This is a genomic window from Arthrobacter bambusae (genome assembly GCF_030812595.1).
Classification (GTDB): domain Bacteria; phylum Actinomycetota; class Actinomycetes; order Actinomycetales; family Micrococcaceae; genus Arthrobacter; species Arthrobacter bambusae_B.
This window is the reverse complement of the sequence record NZ_JAUSSZ010000001.1, coordinates 530,812-546,480: the sequence shown is the minus strand read 5'-3', so window position 1 is coordinate 546,480 and position 15,669 is coordinate 530,812. Positions and strand designations below refer to the sequence as shown.

The 15,669-nt window shown below is 64.2% G+C and carries 15 protein-coding genes; 5 read left to right on the top strand and 10 right to left on the bottom strand.

The genetic code is table 11. The annotated features are described in order from the left end of the window. Positions 1 to 190 precede the first annotated feature (190 nt). The 5 genes from ruvB to pdxT form a co-directional block, all read right to left on the bottom strand. Positions 191 to 1,267 carry a Holliday junction branch migration DNA helicase RuvB gene (gene ruvB / locus J2S96_RS02615; protein WP_306859584.1) on the bottom strand — a complete coding sequence of 359 codons (1,077 nt, stop codon included), beginning with the start codon at positions 1,265 to 1,267 and terminating at the stop codon, positions 191 to 193. Beyond that, positions 1,260 to 1,904 carry a Holliday junction branch migration protein RuvA gene (ruvA, locus tag J2S96_RS02610; protein ID WP_306859583.1) on the bottom strand — a complete coding sequence of 215 codons (645 nt, stop codon included), beginning with the start codon at positions 1,902 to 1,904 and terminating at the stop codon, positions 1,260 to 1,262. The genes ruvB and ruvA overlap by 8 nt, the downstream gene beginning before the upstream one ends. A 117-nt stretch (positions 1,905 to 2,021) precedes the next feature. Continuing rightward, positions 2,022 to 2,600, bottom strand: coding sequence for a crossover junction endodeoxyribonuclease RuvC (gene ruvC, locus J2S96_RS02605; RefSeq protein WP_306859582.1), 579 nt, complete (start codon positions 2,598 to 2,600; stop codon positions 2,022 to 2,024). Positions 2,601 to 2,645: 45 nt separating this feature from the next. Next, entirely contained in the window at positions 2,646 to 3,401 is a 756-nt protein-coding gene (locus J2S96_RS02600) for a YebC/PmpR family DNA-binding transcriptional regulator (RefSeq protein ID WP_306859581.1), read from the bottom strand. 3 nt (positions 3,402 to 3,404) lie between these two features. Further along, positions 3,405 to 4,106: a pyridoxal 5'-phosphate synthase glutaminase subunit PdxT gene (gene pdxT / locus J2S96_RS02595; protein WP_306859580.1), complete on the bottom strand. Its 702-nt coding sequence runs from the start codon at positions 4,104 to 4,106 to the stop codon at positions 3,405 to 3,407. A gap of 100 nt (positions 4,107 to 4,206) precedes the next feature. Between pdxT and J2S96_RS02590 the strand changes: the two genes are divergently transcribed. From J2S96_RS02590 to J2S96_RS02580, 3 genes are all read left to right on the top strand, one after another. Continuing rightward, positions 4,207 to 5,502 carry a Mur ligase family protein gene (locus J2S96_RS02590; protein WP_306859579.1) on the top strand — a complete coding sequence of 432 codons (1,296 nt, stop codon included), beginning with the start codon at positions 4,207 to 4,209 and terminating at the stop codon, positions 5,500 to 5,502. Then, positions 5,499 to 6,251 (top strand): type 1 glutamine amidotransferase, encoded by a 753-nt coding sequence (locus J2S96_RS02585; protein ID WP_306859578.1) that lies wholly within the window; start codon positions 5,499 to 5,501, stop codon positions 6,249 to 6,251. Before J2S96_RS02590 ends, J2S96_RS02585 begins: the two co-directional genes overlap by 4 nt. Positions 6,252 to 6,348: 97 nt before the next feature. Further along, positions 6,349 to 8,361 (top strand): M3 family metallopeptidase, encoded by a 2,013-nt coding sequence (locus tag J2S96_RS02580; protein ID WP_306859577.1) that lies wholly within the window; start codon positions 6,349 to 6,351, stop codon positions 8,359 to 8,361. Positions 8,362 to 8,618: 257 nt separating this feature from the next. On the opposite strand, the gene pdxS is transcribed toward J2S96_RS02580, so the two are convergent. After that, positions 8,619 to 9,545, bottom strand: coding sequence for a pyridoxal 5'-phosphate synthase lyase subunit PdxS (gene pdxS, locus J2S96_RS02575; RefSeq protein ID WP_306859576.1), 927 nt, complete (start codon positions 9,543 to 9,545; stop codon positions 8,619 to 8,621). 320 nt (positions 9,546 to 9,865) lie between these two features. Between pdxS and J2S96_RS02570 the strand changes: the two genes are divergently transcribed. Together J2S96_RS02570 and J2S96_RS02565 are read left to right on the top strand one after the other, a co-directional pair. After that, positions 9,866 to 10,333 carry a hypothetical protein gene (locus J2S96_RS02570; protein WP_306859575.1) on the top strand — a complete coding sequence of 156 codons (468 nt, stop codon included), beginning with the start codon at positions 9,866 to 9,868 and terminating at the stop codon, positions 10,331 to 10,333. A gap of 75 nt (positions 10,334 to 10,408) precedes the next feature. Beyond that, positions 10,409 to 11,650 (top strand): HNH endonuclease, encoded by a 1,242-nt coding sequence (locus J2S96_RS02565; RefSeq protein WP_306859574.1) that lies wholly within the window; start codon positions 10,409 to 10,411, stop codon positions 11,648 to 11,650. 134 nt (positions 11,651 to 11,784) lie between these two features. Here the strand turns inward: J2S96_RS02565 and pgsA are convergent, their stop codons facing one another. The 4 genes from pgsA to J2S96_RS02545 form a co-directional block, all read right to left on the bottom strand. Beyond that, on the bottom strand, positions 11,785 to 12,414 hold the full coding sequence (gene pgsA, locus J2S96_RS02560; protein WP_306859573.1) for a phosphatidylinositol phosphate synthase: 630 nt from the start codon (positions 12,412 to 12,414) through the stop codon (positions 11,785 to 11,787). Further along, positions 12,407 to 13,012 (bottom strand): HIT family protein, encoded by a 606-nt coding sequence (locus tag J2S96_RS02555; RefSeq protein WP_306859571.1) that lies wholly within the window; start codon positions 13,010 to 13,012, stop codon positions 12,407 to 12,409. The genes pgsA and J2S96_RS02555 overlap by 8 nt, the downstream gene beginning before the upstream one ends. 30 nt (positions 13,013 to 13,042) lie before the next feature. Beyond that, positions 13,043 to 15,052: a threonine--tRNA ligase gene (gene thrS / locus J2S96_RS02550; protein ID WP_306859570.1), complete on the bottom strand. Its 2,010-nt coding sequence runs from the start codon at positions 15,050 to 15,052 to the stop codon at positions 13,043 to 13,045. Between the two features lie 282 nt (positions 15,053 to 15,334). After that, complete coding sequence (locus J2S96_RS02545) at positions 15,335 to 15,619, bottom strand: YegP family protein (protein WP_306859569.1); 285 nt, start codon at positions 15,617 to 15,619, stop codon at positions 15,335 to 15,337. Positions 15,620 to 15,669: the final 50 nt, after the last annotated feature.

The window sequence follows — 15,669 nt, the reverse complement described above, 5'->3', positions numbered from 1 at the left end:
TGGATCCACAGGGAAGTTCCGTTCTTTACTTACGTTTTTGGTTTCACGGCCATGTCTGCCCGGTGGATCCGGCGGCCGTGGAGCTTTCGCCCACCTGGCCGCGCAATGCTCCGACGGGCGGGCACAGAACCAAGGACTCGTACGTGCCGAGTGTCATACCAGTCTAGAGGGTTAAGCTGAATGGATCGTGCTAACGGCCGGTGTCGATGCTTTCGGCCCCGTTTTCGCTGTCCTCGAACAACGCCAGCGGATCCTGCCCGAACACCCCGGGCGGCACGGCGTATCCGAGGTGCGTCCATGCTGACGCCATCGCGATCCTGCCGCGCGGCGTCCGGCCCAAAAGACCTTCGCGCACCAGATACGGCTCAGCGACCGTTTCCACGGTCTCCGGTTCCTCCCCGACGGCAATTGCCAGCGTTGAAAGCCCTACGGGACCGCCGTTGAACTTGAGGATCAGTGCTTCCAGTACTGCACGGTCCAGGCGGTCCAATCCCCGCTGGTCCACCTCATACATGTCCAGTGCGGCCGAGGCGGCACGGGCATCGATTTGTTCGATACCGTGGACCAAAGCCCAGTCCCGGACGCGGCGAAGCAGCCGGTTGGCGATACGCGGAGTTCCCCTGGAACGGCCGGCTATCTCGCTGAAGCCGGCGGAGTTGACCTTGAGGTCAAGCAGTCCGGCTGAGCGGCGTAGAACCAGTTCAAGCTCCGCCACGGAATAGAACTCCAGATGCCCGGTAAAACCAAAGCGGTCACGCAGCGGTCCAGGGAGGAGTCCGGCCCTTGTGGTGGCCCCGACGAGGGTGAAAGGCGGCAACTCAAGCGGAATGGCAGTTGCGCCGGCACCCTTGCCCACCACAATGTCCACCCGGAAGTCTTCCATGGCCATGTACAGCATTTCCTCTGCGGGGCGGGACATCCGGTGGATTTCGTCGAGGAACAGGACTTCGCCCTCCGAAAGCGAGGAGAGGATGGCGGCCAGGTCACCGGCATGCTGGATGGCCGGTCCGCTGCTGATACGCAAGGGAGCGTTCATCTCGGCCGCGATGATCATGGAGAGCGTGGTCTTGCCCAACCCCGGAGGGCCGGAAAGAAGGACGTGGTCCGCGCTCCGGCCACGCATCCTTGAGGCTTCGAGCACCAGCGCGAGTTGTTTCCGGACGCGGTGCTGGCCCACGAAGTCGTGCAGGTTCTTCGGGCGCAGCGCGGCCTCGATAATGCGCTCTTCGGGTTCCTCTCCCCCGGTAACGAGGGACTGCTCAGCCACGGCTGCCTACGCGGTTTCCGGCGCGGGCGCCATCCTGCCCAAGCCAGCGAAGGGTTGCACGCAGGATCTGGGCGACGTTGCCGGCGTCGGCAAGTTCCGGGGAATCGGCCATTGCCTTCTCGATGCTGCCGGAGGCGTCCTTCTCCGACCATCCAAGGCTCGTCATGGCAGCGACCACCTGTGGTTTCCAGACGGACTCGGCCGCGACGGCGGGGGCGGCTCCGGGGGCTGTACCGTGAGGCACGAGCTTGCCGGCAAGCTCAAGGACAATCCTGCCGGCCACCTTCGGCCCGATGCCGGGGACCTTGGTAAATGACTTGGCGTCACCTGAGTGGGCGGCCACCCGGATCGCCTCTGGCTCATGGACGGCCAGCACTGCGAGGGCCAGGCGCGGCCCCACCCCGCTCACGCTGAGCAGGACATCGAAAACTTCCCGCTCGTCGTCGTTCGAGAAACCAAAGAGCGTCAGGGAATCCTCCCGGACGATCAACGAGGTGAACAGCTTCGCTTCCTCGCCTACGTGCAAGTGGCTGAGCGTTTGGGGTGTGGCGTAGACGCTCATTCCGGCGCCGTTGAGGTCGATGACGGCCGTGGAGAGACTGACGTGTGCCACGGTTCCGCGGAGAAAACTGATCAAGACCCGGCTCCTGAGTACTGTCCCCGCGCTTGCTGCACTCGTATGTAACAACTTGTATGTAGCACGCGGGGGCTATCCGAACATATCTACGAATACCCTAGCAAGGGCAACCGACAATTAGCGGGCGCGGCGCGCTTTCGCTTCGGCTTCAGCCCACGCCCGCTGGGCAGGCGTCAAGGCGCTGCTCCCCGGACCAGTAGTAGAAATGGCGGTGCCGCTGCCGGCCCGCCACGCGTGCGTGACGGCGAGGGCCAACGCGTCCGCGGCATCGGCCGGGCGGGGCGGGGCGTCCAAGCGCAGGATTTTGGTGATGAGTTTCGTCACCGCTTCCTTGTTGGAAGTACCGCTTCCCGTAACGGCTGCCTTGACCTCCGACGGCGTGTGGAGCGCCACCGGGATGCCGCGACGGGCCGCCGCCGCAATGACGACGCCGGATGCCTGGGCAACGCCCATGACCGTACTGACGTTCAACTGGGAGAAGACCCGTTCCACTGCGAGGACGTCGGGCTTGTACAAGTCCAGCCATTCATCAATGGCCTCGGCGATGACCAGCAAGCGTTGGTCCAAAGACTGTTCAGGGGAGGTTCCAACGACGCAGACGGCCACCATGGTGGCGCGCCTGTTCCGTTCGACGTCGACCACTCCGATGCCGCAACGGGTGAGGCCCGGATCGACTCCCAATACGCGAAGAGTCAAGTCCGGGCCTCCCCTATTGTGCTCAGGCTATGTCCCAAGGAACCACTACTCGGATTCGAGCGCAGCCTGGACTTCCTCGCTCATGTCCGCGTTGGTGTAAACGTTCTGGACGTCGTCGAGATCCTCAAGGGCGTCGACGAGCTTCATGAACTTCCTGGCACCGTCCAGGTCCAGAGGCACCTCCATGGACGGGACGAATTCAGCTTCGTCCGTGTCGTATTCGATGCCGGCTTCCTTCAGGGCTTCGCGGATGGCCGGGAGGTCCGTGGGTTCCGAGTGGATTTCCCAGTTCTCGCCGTTGTCCTTGACTTCCTCGGCGCCGGCGTCGAGCACGGCCATCAGGATGTCGTCCTCGCTGAGCCCGTTCTTGGGGAGGTTGACGACGCCCTTGCGGGTGAAGAGGTAGCTCACGGAGCCGGGGTCGGCGATGGTGCCGCCGTTGCGGGAGATGGCCAGCCGGACTTCCGAGGCCGCACGGTTCTTGTTGTCGGTGAGGCACTCGATCAGGAGGGCGGAACCCTGCGGGCCACGGGCTTCGTACATGATTTCCGTGTAGTCGACCACTTCGCCGGTCAGGCCGGCTCCGCGCTTGATGGCGCGGTCGATGTTGTCGGCGGGGACCGAGGTCTTCTTGGCTTTGGTGACAGCCAGTTCCAGGCTGGGGTTGCCGGCAAGGTCCGGACCGCCCATGCGGGCTGCGACTTCGATGTTCTTGATCAGTTTCGCGAACGACTTGGCCCGGCGGCTATCGAGGATGGCCTTCTTGTGCTTGGTTGTCGCCCATTTGGAGTGGCCTGACATGCTTTAAACTTCCCCTCTGATCATTCGGATAAACAGTTCATGCACGCGCTTCTCCCCAGTCACTTCCGGGTGGAAGGAGGTGGCCAGCAACCGACCTGAGCGCACTGCAACAATTCTAGCCAACCCGTGCAAAGTGTCCGTGTGGGTGGCTTTTCCCGGTTCCACCTGGGCCAGGATCTCGACGCCCGGACCGACGCGTTCCACCCACGGTCCCCGGATGAAGACCGCGTGGACGGGTTCGACTCCCGACTCTCCCGCGCTGAACTCAAGGCCCTTGAAGTCAAGGTCGGTTTCGAAGGACTCGCGCTGCCGGCCGAACGCGTTGCGACGGACGGTGATGTCCAATCCGCCGAAAGTCTGCTGCGGATTTCCGGCGAGGTCGGTGGCGGGATCGGCGATGTCCTCCGCGAGGAGGATCATGCCGGCGCACGATCCATAGACCGGCAGTCCGGACGCGATCTGTTTGCGGATGGGATCGGCGAGTTCGAAGATGCGCGCCAGCTTGTCGATGGTGGTGGACTCGCCGCCGGGGATGATGAGGCCGTCAATGTCGTCGAGCTCCGCCGGACGCCGGATGCCGACGCCGGTAGCACCGGCCGCTTCGACGGCGTGGATGTGTTCGCGGAAATCGCCTTGTAGTGCGAGGACGCCGATTCGCAGGCCCGAGCCCACGCTCGATGACGCCTCGGAAGGGGGATTGGTCATTCGACCATCATAATGCGCTGCTGCCGCAGGGCTCGCCCAGCAGGCCCCTGGAACGCATTCGGCACGTGGCTTATGCACCAACTGGGATATATTACAGAGCATGTTTTCGTTCACCGTTCCACTCGGCAAGCTGGTCCGCGCTGTGTCCCGGCTGCGCGGCGGGGGTTCGGCTTTGCCCGGCCTCGTGGTCGAGAAGATCGACCCCGGCTTCATGCAGAGGACGCTGTCCTCGCTCCCCCACGGAGTTGCCGTGGTGAGCGGGACCAACGGTAAGACGACCACCACCAAGATGGTCGTGGAGCTCCTGGAAAGCCAGGGCCTGAAGGTCTTCACCAACCGGACCGGCAGCAATTTCACCCGTGGCGTGGCAGCCGCCCTCCTGGGGGAGGTGGACTGGCGCGGCAACTTGGACGCCGACGTCGCGGTGTTGGAACTCGACGAGGCGCACGCTGTGCACTTCGTGAACAAGGTGCCACCGCGTTATTGCCTTCTGCTCAACGTCCTGCGCGATCAACTGGACCGTTTCGGTGAGATCGACGCCACCGCCCTGCTTCTCCAACGCATTGCCCAGCGGACCACCGGCACGGTGGTCCTGAACCGGGAGGACCCCCGCGTCGCCCGTATCGCCGGAACCGTCAACGGCCCCGAGGTGCTCTACTTCGGCTTGGATGAGTCGCTCCGCAGCACGTTCCCGAACGACGACGATATGCGGACCGCGGCTCCGGGAACCGGCACTCAGGTGGACGTTCCCGCCGTCGAAGCGGCCGACGTCGTGCTCCGCCGGGTCGGTACCGACGACGCCGATTTCGAGTTCGACGGAACGCAAGTGTCAACGCACATGAAACTCCGCGGCGTGTACAACATCTTCAATGCCGCGGCCGCTTTGGTGCTGGCCAGGACCATCACCGGTGCAAGCGGAAGGCCCGGCGACGCCGCCAAGCTGGTCAAGGCGCTTTCCGAGGTGGCTCCGGCTTTCGGCCGCGGCGAGAGCCTGACGGTGGATGGCCAGCCCCTTGAGTTGGTCCTCGTGAAAAACCCGAGCGGTTTCCGGCTGGGCCTGAAGTCGTTCCCGGCGAAGGGCTACGCGTCCATGATCGCCATCAACGACAACTACGCTGACGGCCGTGACATGTCCTGGCTGTGGGACGTTGAATTCGAATCCCTGCGCGAGGACGGCGTCGATGTCGTGACCGGCGTCCGTGCCTACGACATGGCCCTGCGCCTCCAGTATGACGAGGTCCGCTTCGGTTCCGTGGACACGGACATTCCGGCTGCCCTGGCTGAATTCATCCGGGGAGCGGCGGGCAAGCCGAAACGCGTGTTCTGCACCTACACCGCGATGTTGGCAATCCGGCGCGAACTCTCCAAAATCACCACAGTAGAGGTGGTCTCATGACCCCGGCCGAAGACACCGCCCTCCATGCCAGCAAGGGCACCATCCGGGTGCTGCAGCTGTATCCGCGCGATATGAACATCTACGGCGACTGGGGCAACGCACTCGTCTTGCGGCAGCGCTTGCTCTGGCACGGGTACACCCCCGAGCTCCTCGAATACAACGTGGGCGACGACTTCCCCGAGGATGTCGATCTCATTGTGGGCGGCGGGGGCCAGGACAGCGGGCAAATAGTCATCCAGGACGATCTCCAGGCACGTGGAGACCAGCTCCGCGGCATGGCCGAAGACGGAACGCCCATGCTGGTTATCTGCGGGCTCTATCAGCTTTTCGGAAAGTTTTTCAAGACCAAGGCCGGTCCCGTCATCCCGGGCATCGGCATCCTGGATGTCGAAACCGTCGGCACCGATGAACGCCTCATCGGAAACGTCACGCTGACCTCACCTGAGTTCGGCGAAGTCATGGGCTACGAAAACCACAGCGGACAGACCTCGCTGGGTTCCGGCGTCGAGCCCCTCGGCACTGTGTCCAAGGGTGCCGGTAACAACAGCAAGGACAACCATGAGGGCGCCAGGCACCGGAACGTGGTTGCCAGTTACCTGCACGGTTCCTTGCTGCCCAAGAATCCCGCGATCGCCGATTTCCTGATCAGGACCGCCGTCGAACGCAAGTACGGTGCTTTCGTCCCCGGAACGCCCGACGACGACTTCGCCCGCCTCGCGCGCGAGCATGCCGCACGGCGACCGCGCTAACGAGCGACGACCGCGCTAACGAGCGGCGACCGCGCAAGCGGGCGGCGACCGCGCTAAGACCGTTGTGGGCGCCGGTCCTCCATGAAAGGGTTGCTTCATGACGAATCCCCTCTTGGAGCCGAGTACCCTTCCCTTCGGATTGCCGCCCTTCGCAACAATCCAGGACAGCCACTACGCCGAGGCAGTGGACGCCGGCCTCGCTGGGCACCTGGCCGAAATCCAATCGATTGTGGACAATCCGGAGCCTGCATCCTTCGAAAACACGGCGGTTGCGATGGAACGTTCCGGCCGCCTGTTGGAGCGGGCGGCGGCACCCTTCTTCACACTGGTTTCCGCCCATGCCTCCGAGGGTATCCGCGAACTCGAAACCGAGCTGGCTCCCCGTTTCGCGAGTCATCAGGACGCGGTGTACCTCAACCGCGGACTGTACGAGCGATTCGCGGCCATAGATACCTCGGGGCTTGATGACGAATCCCTCCGGCTGGTGCAGGAGTACCTCAGGGAATTCCGCCAATCGGGGATCCAGCTTGATCCAGCTGCCCAGGAGAAGCTCAAGGACCTCAATGCGGAACTGTCCCGCTTGGGAACGGAGTACGGGCAGCGCGTCAAGGAAGCAATGAAAGACGGCGCACTCCTGGTGGATGACGCCACGGAACTTGCCGGCCTGCCAGCGGACGACATCGCCAGCGCCGCAGAGGCAGCACGCGCGGCCGGACACGATGGAAAATACCTTCTGACCCTCATCCAGCCGAGCAACCAGCCGGCCTTGGCCTCTTTGCAAAACCGCGAGCTCCGCCGCCGCCTGCATGAGGCCTCCATTGCGAGGGGTAGCGACGGCGGCCGGCTGGACGTCCTCGAGCTTGCGAAGACGATGGTGCGCTTGAGGGCCGAGAAGGCGGCCCTTCTCGGGTTCGGCAACTACGCCGAACTAGTGATCGACCGCCAGACCGCGCCCGACTTCGCAGCCGTCCAGGCGATGCTCAACCGGCTCGCTCCGGCCGCAATCCGCAACGCGGACATCGAAGCAGCAGCACTTGCGCAGAGTGCCGGGCACCCGCTGGAAGCATGGGACTGGGCGTACTACTCCTCGAAGGTCCGGCGGGAACGGTACGAGGTGGACGAACAGGCGCTACGGCCCTACTTCGAACTGGACCGGGTGCTCGCGGACGGCGTGTTCTTCGCAGCCACGAGCCTCTTCGGTATCACTTTCCATGAGCGGGAAGACCTTGAGGGCTACCACCCCGACGTCCGGGTCTGGGAGGTACGAAACGAGGACGGCTCCGAGCTTGGCCTTTTCCTGGGCGACTACTACGCGAGGGACACCAAGCGCGGCGGCGCCTGGATGAACTCGCTCGTCGAACAGTCAGCGCTGCTGGGTACGAAGCCCGTGGTGATCAACAACCTGAACATCTCCAAACCACCAGCCGGAGAACCGACCCTTCTCACCCTGGACGAGGTCCGGACCGCTTTCCACGAGTTCGGCCACGCCTTGCACGGGCTATTCTCCAACGTCACGTATCCACGGTTTTCCGGAACGTCGGTCCCCCGGGACTTCGTGGAGTATCCGTCACAGGTCAACGAGATGTGGATCATGTGGCCCGGGATTATCGGCAATTATGCCCGCCACTACGCTACCGGTGAACCGCTCCCCCACGACATCATTGAACGCCTTAACGACTCCAGGCTCTGGGGCGAGGGTTTCGCCACCACGGAATACCTCGGCGCCGCCCTTTTGGACCTGGCCTGGCATGTCCTGGACGTCGACGGAGTTCCCCAGGATGCAAAGGACTTCGAAGCCAAGGCACTGGCTGCGGCCGGAGTGGCGCACTCCCTCATACCGCCCCGGTACCGCACAGGGTACTTCCAGCACATCTTTGCCGGGGACTTCTACGCAGCCGGGTACTACTCGTACATCTGGAGTGAGGTGCTGGACGCCGAAACGGTGGACTGGTTCACGGAAACCGGCGGCCTGCTGCGCCAAAACGGCGAGCGATTCCGCTCGGAACTCCTCTCCCGCGGCAACAGCCGGGACCCGCTTGAGTCCTTCCGCATACTCCGGGGCCGCGACGCCTCCTTGGAGCCACTCCTCAAGCGCCGCGGTCTCGAGTGATCCCGTCATCGATTGCTCCGTAAGCGCCGTTTTGAGCCGTGAAAACGACCGTTGCTCGGCAATCGATGGAGTTAAAGTACGACGCCGGCCGGTCACCATCGTTTGAAAGGTGACCGACCGGCGTCGTGCTAGGCCGCACTATGCAGGCAGGCCCTGGTCCGGCAGCGTGCGTAAAAGGGGCCCCGCTCGCCGCGAAGCGGCCTCAGCGGGGAATAGCGCGCAGAGGATTCCGCCGACCGGGGCCCCAAAACGCCGGTTTACCAGCCGCGTTCTGCGAGGCGGTGGGGTTCGGGGATTTCCTCGACGTTGATGCCTACCATGGCTTCGCCCAGGCCGCGGGAGACCTTGGCGATGACGTCGGGGTCGTCGTAGAAGGTGGTGGCCTTCACGACGGCGGCGGCACGCTGGGCCGGGTTGCCGGACTTGAAGATGCCCGAACCGACGAACACGCCGTCCGCGCCGAGCTGCATCATCATGGCGGCGTCGGCCGGGGTGGCGATGCCGCCGGCGGTGAACAGGACAACGGGGAGCTTGCCGGTGGCGGCGACTTCCTTGACGAGTTCGTACGGGGCCTGCAGTTCCTTGGCCGCGACGTAGAGCTCGTCCTCGGGCAGCGAGGTCAGGTTCTTGATCTGGGCGCGGATCTGGCGCATGTGGGTGGTGGCGTTGGAGACGTCCCCGGTGCCGGCTTCACCCTTGGAGCGGATCATGGCCGCGCCTTCGTTGATGCGGCGCAGAGCCTCGCCGAGGTTGGTGGCACCGCAGACGAAGGGCACGGTGAAGTTCCACTTGTCGATGTGGTGGGCGTAGTCGGCCGGGGTGAGGACCTCGGACTCGTCGATGTAGTCAACGCCCAAGGACTGCAGGACCTGGGCTTCGACGAAGTGGCCGATGCGGGCCTTGGCCATGACGGGGATGGACACGGCGGCGATGATCTGGTCGATCATGTCCGGGTCCGACATGCGGGATACGCCGCCCTGGGCGCGGATGTCGGCGGGCACGCGCTCGAGCGCCATGACGGCCACGGCACCGGCATCTTCGGCGATGCGGGCCTGCTCGACGTTGACGACGTCCATGATGACGCCGCCCTTGAGCATCTCGGCCATACCGCGCTTGACGCGGCTGCTGCCCGTAACGCTGGCTGCGGACGAACCGGCTTCGTTGCTTACATCAGGTGTAGACACAAAAACCCCTATGGGTAGATAGAAGACCTTGGCCGGGGCGCAGGCGGACAGGGGCCACACACAACGCGCACCGGATTTCCAGGTCACATTGACCAAGTACCTTCAATACTAGTCCCCTGCGCTGCGCCGGTTGTACTTGGTTACCCGCCTCGTGCGCGGCGCGCTTGCGTACGGGGGGCGCGGGCCCGATCGCCGGGGCGATCCGAGTTCATTGGGAGCTTGGCACTTGATTTTTTGCGGGTTTTTCCCTGTTTCGCTTTCCTTTGCCGAGGGGCAATGCGGGAGCCTTAAATGTCAGACCCCCATGACAGGGTTTATTCATGGAAGGCATCGGACAACTCGTGGCACGTCGGGCAGCCCCGCCCAACGCCGGGATCGCGCCGCCTGATGGCGGGATCGCGCCGCCTGATGGCGGGATCGCGCCGCCTGATGGCGGGATCGCGCCGCGGCGGCCCGTGTCCCGGCGCTTGAAGCCCGTCGGTGCCCGGCATGCCCAGTTCCAAAAACAGGCCCAGTTCCAAGACAGGGCCCAGTTCCAGGACAGGGCCCAGTTCCAGAACCCGGCCGCGGCTGCCGTGCCGCCCCTGGTGGGTGGTCTTGATCCGGTGGTGGCGGCGATGGATGGGCTGCGCTCAACCGCGCTCTCCAAGGCCCGTTTGTTTGGATTCCAGGAAGCTGCTGATTTCGCCGGGAAGGTCGAGGAGATCTCACGGACGGTGGAATTCCTGCAGCTCGTTGCGGCCCAGGCCGTGGACCGGACACGGAACGAGGCCCGGGCGGCACGGTAGCCATCCGCGGCGCCCGGGTGGAGGACCGGCTGGACCGAGCCCGACCCGGCCGCGTCAGAACAGGCAGTCCCGGCGTTGAATCCGGTCGACGACGGCTACCGGAACACCGCCGAATTCCTCCGCGCCCGGCTGCGGATCAGCACCGGCGAAGCCAGGCGCCGCCTCACCCTCGCCTCCGGCGTGCTCCCCCAGACCGGGATCGCCGGGCAGGAACTCCCCGCACGGCACCCGATCCTCGCCCAGGCACTTGCCTCGGGGAGCGTTCCGTCCCGCTCAGCCACGCTCATCAGCCTCGCCCTCGACCGGGTACGGCACCTCGCCGACGCCGAAACCACCCTGCATATCGAACACTCCCTGACCCGGAACGCCCTGGAGAGCGATCCCGATTTCGTGGCCCGGATGTCCAAACACTGGACCGACGCCATCGACCAGGACGGACCCGAACCCAGCGAAGAAGAACTCCACCACCGCCAAGGCGCCTTCATCCGCAAACCACGGCGCGGGCTGCACCACCTTGAAATCTTCGCCACCGCCGAACAGTTCGAAACCCTCGCCACCGTCATGAACACCGCCACTAACCCCCGCCTCCAGCACCAACCCGACAGGCCCGGCGACGGGCCCGGCGAGAGGGCGGGCAAGGGACCCGGCGACGCGCCAAGCGACGCCGTTCCCCAGCCGTCGCTCGACCGCCGCTCACGCCCGCAGAAACTCCTTGACGGGCTTGCCGGGGCATGCGGGGTAGCCCTGACCACCGGGGACCTGCCCGCCAACGGCGGACTCCGGCCCCAAGTGATGGTCACCATCGACTACCAAGACCTCCTCGCCCGCCTCCAACACACCGGACACGCCGAACACCCCGGACAGGTCCAAGACCATTGCGGCGCCACGGCCGGCACACGCCAGAGCACCGGTACATGCACCTTCCAAGGCCCCATCCACCCCACAGTCATCCGCAAAGTCGCCTGCGACGCCGACATCATCCCGGTCCTGCTGGGCAGCGACAGCCGCGTCCTGGACATCGGACGCACCACCCGGATCTTCCCGCCCCACATCCGCAAAGCCATCATCGCCCGCGACCAAGGCTGCACCTTCCCCGCACCCTGGTGCGAAGCCCACCACATCACCTACTGGTCACAAGACGGAACCACCGGAACAGACAACGGCATCCTCTTATGCAGCCACCACCACCACGTCATCCACAAAGAACAATGGCCCATCACAACGGACTCCGGCACGCCATGGTTCAAACCACCAGCCCACATCGACCCGCGCCAAACACCCCGCCGCAACCACTACTTCAGACCCAACCGAACATAAACCCACCCGGACATAAATCACTCAGAGTGCACCACAGGGAATGAACAACACGGCTTGACCGACACGAGGGAATGAACAACACGGCTTGGCCCACGGCGGCCAAATGCACGGCCCGCCAAGGGGCACATCGCCGCTTAGGCGGGCGTCCCGCCGTCGACGTCGGCCATCGCCTGTTCGCGGACCGCCGCCATCCTTTGGACGACTGTCACGCCTGTGGCGGCGGCGAGAACGACAAGGGTCACCAGCAGGACGACAGGAGGCAAACCCAATCCGGTCAGGCCGGTGACGAGGAGCACGGAAATGAGGCGTTCCGCACGCTCGGCGATGCCGACATTGGCGTAGAAGCCCAGCGATTCTGCCTTCGCGCGGGCGTAGGAAACCACCATCCCGAGCACCAGGCAGGCAAGGGCCGCTACGGCGATGGTGCTGTTTGCGCCGCCGGTGAAGAACCAGATTGCCACGCCGGCGAAAATGGCGCCGTCCGCCAATCGGTCCAGTGTGGAATCCAGGAAATTTCCCCACGGACCGCTGCGTCCCTGTTCCCTCGCCATGATGCCGTCCACGACGTCCGACAGTGCGAAAACGGCAATCATCAGCGAACCCCACCAGAGCTGGCCTACGGGGTACAGGACCAAGGCGCCCAGGATTACGCCTGCAGTCCCGACGACGGTGACGGCGTCGGGCGATACCCCCACCTTGAGCAGGAAGCGGGCAAGGGGCGAGAACAGCCCGGTGAAGAACCCGCGGGCATGCCGATTAAGCATCCGTCTCCCCGGACAGCTCCGTCTCCCCCGGCCACGCGTCCGCCACTTGCTGGCGGACCTCGCCAAGGGTCTGGGTGACGGCCTTCGTCTGGGCGATGATCGGGAAGAAGTTTCCGTCCCCGCCCCAACGCGGAACCACGTGCTGGTGCAGGTGGGCGGCGATTCCCGCCCCGCCGGCCACGCCTTGGTTCATGCCCAAGTTGAAGCCGCTCGGGTTGGACACCTTGCGCAGTACGCGCATAGCGGTCTGCGTAAGCTCTGCCATTTCGGCCGTTTCCTCCACCGTGATGTCCGTGTAGTCCGGCACGTGGCGGTACGGGCATACGAGTAAGTGGCCCGGGTTGTACGGGAACAGGTTGAGCACCACGTAGCAGGTCTTGCCGCGGTGGACGATCAGGGATTCCTTGTCCGGGCGGCTCGGGGCCACGCAGAACGGGCAATCGTCGTCGCTGAACTGGTTCTGCCCGCCTTTGATGTACGCCATGCGGTGCGGAGTCCACAGGCGCTGGAAGGCGTCAGGAACACCTGCCAGGCTGAAGTCGTCGGTCACTTCGGCATCGCCCGGATAGTCAGCTGTCACGCCCGTGTTCTCCTGCACTCTTTTCGCCCCAGGCGCCCTCGGCCCGGATCAGCTCTCGCGGTTCTTGACGGCGTCCACAATCCTTCGGACGGCCTCGGCAACGGGGACACCGTTGTCCTGGCTGCCGTCACGGAAGCGGAAGGACACCGCACCGGCCTCCGCGTCGTCTCCGCCGGCAATGAGGACGAAGGGAATCTTGTCCTTGCTAGCGGTGCGGATCTTCTTCGGGAACCGGTCCGAGGAAATGTCCACCTCGGCACGGATGCCCGCGGCCTTGAGTTGGTCGACGACGTCGAACATGTAGTCGTTGAACGCCTCCGCCACCGGAATGCCAACCACCTGCACGGGAGAGAGCCACGCCGGGAACGCGCCCGCATAGTGCTCGGTCAGCACGCCCATGAAACGCTCCACCGAGCCGAACAAAGCTCGGTGGATCATGACCGGACGCTGGCGGGTGCCGTCCGCAGCCTGGAATTCCAGCTCGAACCGCTCAGGCAGGTTGAAGTCCAACTGGATCGTGGACATCTGCCAAGTGCGGCCCAACGCATCCTTGGCCTGCACGGAGATCTTGGGACCGTAGAACGCGGCTCCACCCGGATCCGGAACCAGCTCCAGTCCCGAGGCCTCGGCTACTTCGGCCAAGGTGCGGGTGGCTTCCTCCCAAGTGGCATCGTCGCCGACGAACTTGTCTTCGTTCTTGGTGGACAGTTCAAGGTAGAAGTCGTCCAGTCCGTAGTCCTTGAGCAGGCCGAGTACAAAGTTCAGGGTTGTGGTGAGCTCATCCTTCATCTGCTCCCGGGTGCAATATATGTGGGCGTCGTCCTGTGTCATGCCGCGCACGCGGGTCAACCCGTGGACAACACCGGATTTCTCGTAGCGGTACACAGAGCCGAACTCGAAGAGCCGGAGGGGCAGTTCCCGGTAGGAGCGGCCGCGCGAACGGAAGATGAGGTTGTGCATGGGGCAGTTCATCGGCTTCAGGTAGTAGTCCTGGCCGGGCTTGCGCACGGTGCCGTCCTCGTTGTGCTCCGCGTCGATGTGCATCGCCGGGAACATGCCGTCCTTGTACCAATCAAGGTGGCCGGAAACCTCGTAGAGGTGTCCCTTGGTGATGTGCGGGGTATAGACGAATTCGTAGCCCGCGTCCACGTGACGCTGGCGCGAATAGTCCTCCATGGCCTTGCGGATGATTCCGCCCTTGGGGTGGAACACCGGCAGGCCGGAGCCCAGCTCATCCGGGAAGGAAAACAGGTCCAGCTCCGCGCCGAGCTTGCGGTGATCGCGGCGTTCGGCCTCGGCGATGCGCTCCTGGTAGGCCTTCAGCGCATCCTTGGTGGGCCAGGCGGTGCCGTAGATACGCTGCAGCTGCTGGTTGTTTTGGTTGCCGAGCCAGTATGCCGCCGAAGAACGGGTCAGGGCGAAGGCGTTGGAGATCAGCTTGGTGTTGGGCAGGTGAGGGCCGCGGCAAAGATCGCACCAGACGCTCTCACCGCTCTTGCGGTCTACATTGTCGTAGATGGTGATGTCCCCGGCGCCCACCTCCACGTTGACGCCCTCACCGGCGTCGGAGGCATCGTTCTTCTTGCCCAGCAGTTCCAGCTTGTAGGGCTCGCCCTTCATGGCTTCGCGGGCTTCGTCTTCGGTGACGACGCGGCGCACGAACTTCTGGTTCTGGTTGATGATCTTCTGCATCATCTTCTCGAGCTGGCGCAGGTCTTCGGGAGTGAATGGCTCGGCAACGTCGAAGTCGAAGTAGAAGCCGTCGGTGATGTAGGGCCCGATTCCGAGTTTGGCGTCCGGTCGAAGCTGCTGCACGGCCTGGGCCATGACGTGCGCGGTGGAATGGCGCAGGACATTCAGGCCGTCCGGCGAGTCGATGGTGATGCCGTCGACCTGGGAGCCCTCAGGCAGCACCTGGTCAAGGTCCTTGAGTTCGCCGTCGACACGGGCCACTACGACGTCGCGGCGCTCAAAGAAGAGTTCCGCGCCGGTGGTCCCTTCCGTCACCTTTGTCTCTTCGCCATCGACGATGAGGGTGATCTGCTGGGCATCTGACACGGGTGTCTCCTATTCATTGATAAGGCTTCATAGCTTGTGGCGTACGGGGACCACAGCCAGCCATCGTCCATCGTATCCGCTCCGGCTGGGCTGGGGCATCCAACGCCGGCATGGGCGTGCCGTTTTCCGGGCCGCAGAGCCACGAATAACCGGTGCCGGACGGATTTCCGACACCGGTTACCGCGTCCCGTGCGACTCACATGGGACCCAGAACAGGAGTGCCTATGGGACTGCTGTGTGGATTTGCCTGCCGGACGGCCTGGAAGCCGCGCTCTCACTGGGCTACAAGCGGCCTGCGGTGTTCCTCACTTCATGTTTCCGCCATGCCGGTTGATGGAGCAGATGCATGCGGTGGGCCTGTCGCTCAAGGGACGGGGTCCACCGGCCGTGGCTTCTGTCCTTGATCAGGGCCGTTCCTGCGATCTCCCTGAGGGTGGATATCCCGCGGACAGCCAACTGCTTGGTGGCAAATGTTGTAGACGTTGCCAAGATGTCGCCGTCGCCATCTCGTAATGCAACCCTGTACCCATCGTCGGGTCCGTCGATCAGCTCAAAGTATCCAGCCATTGTGTAGCCTCCTTTGAAACCTGAGGTTGAAAAGGACACCAATAATTCTA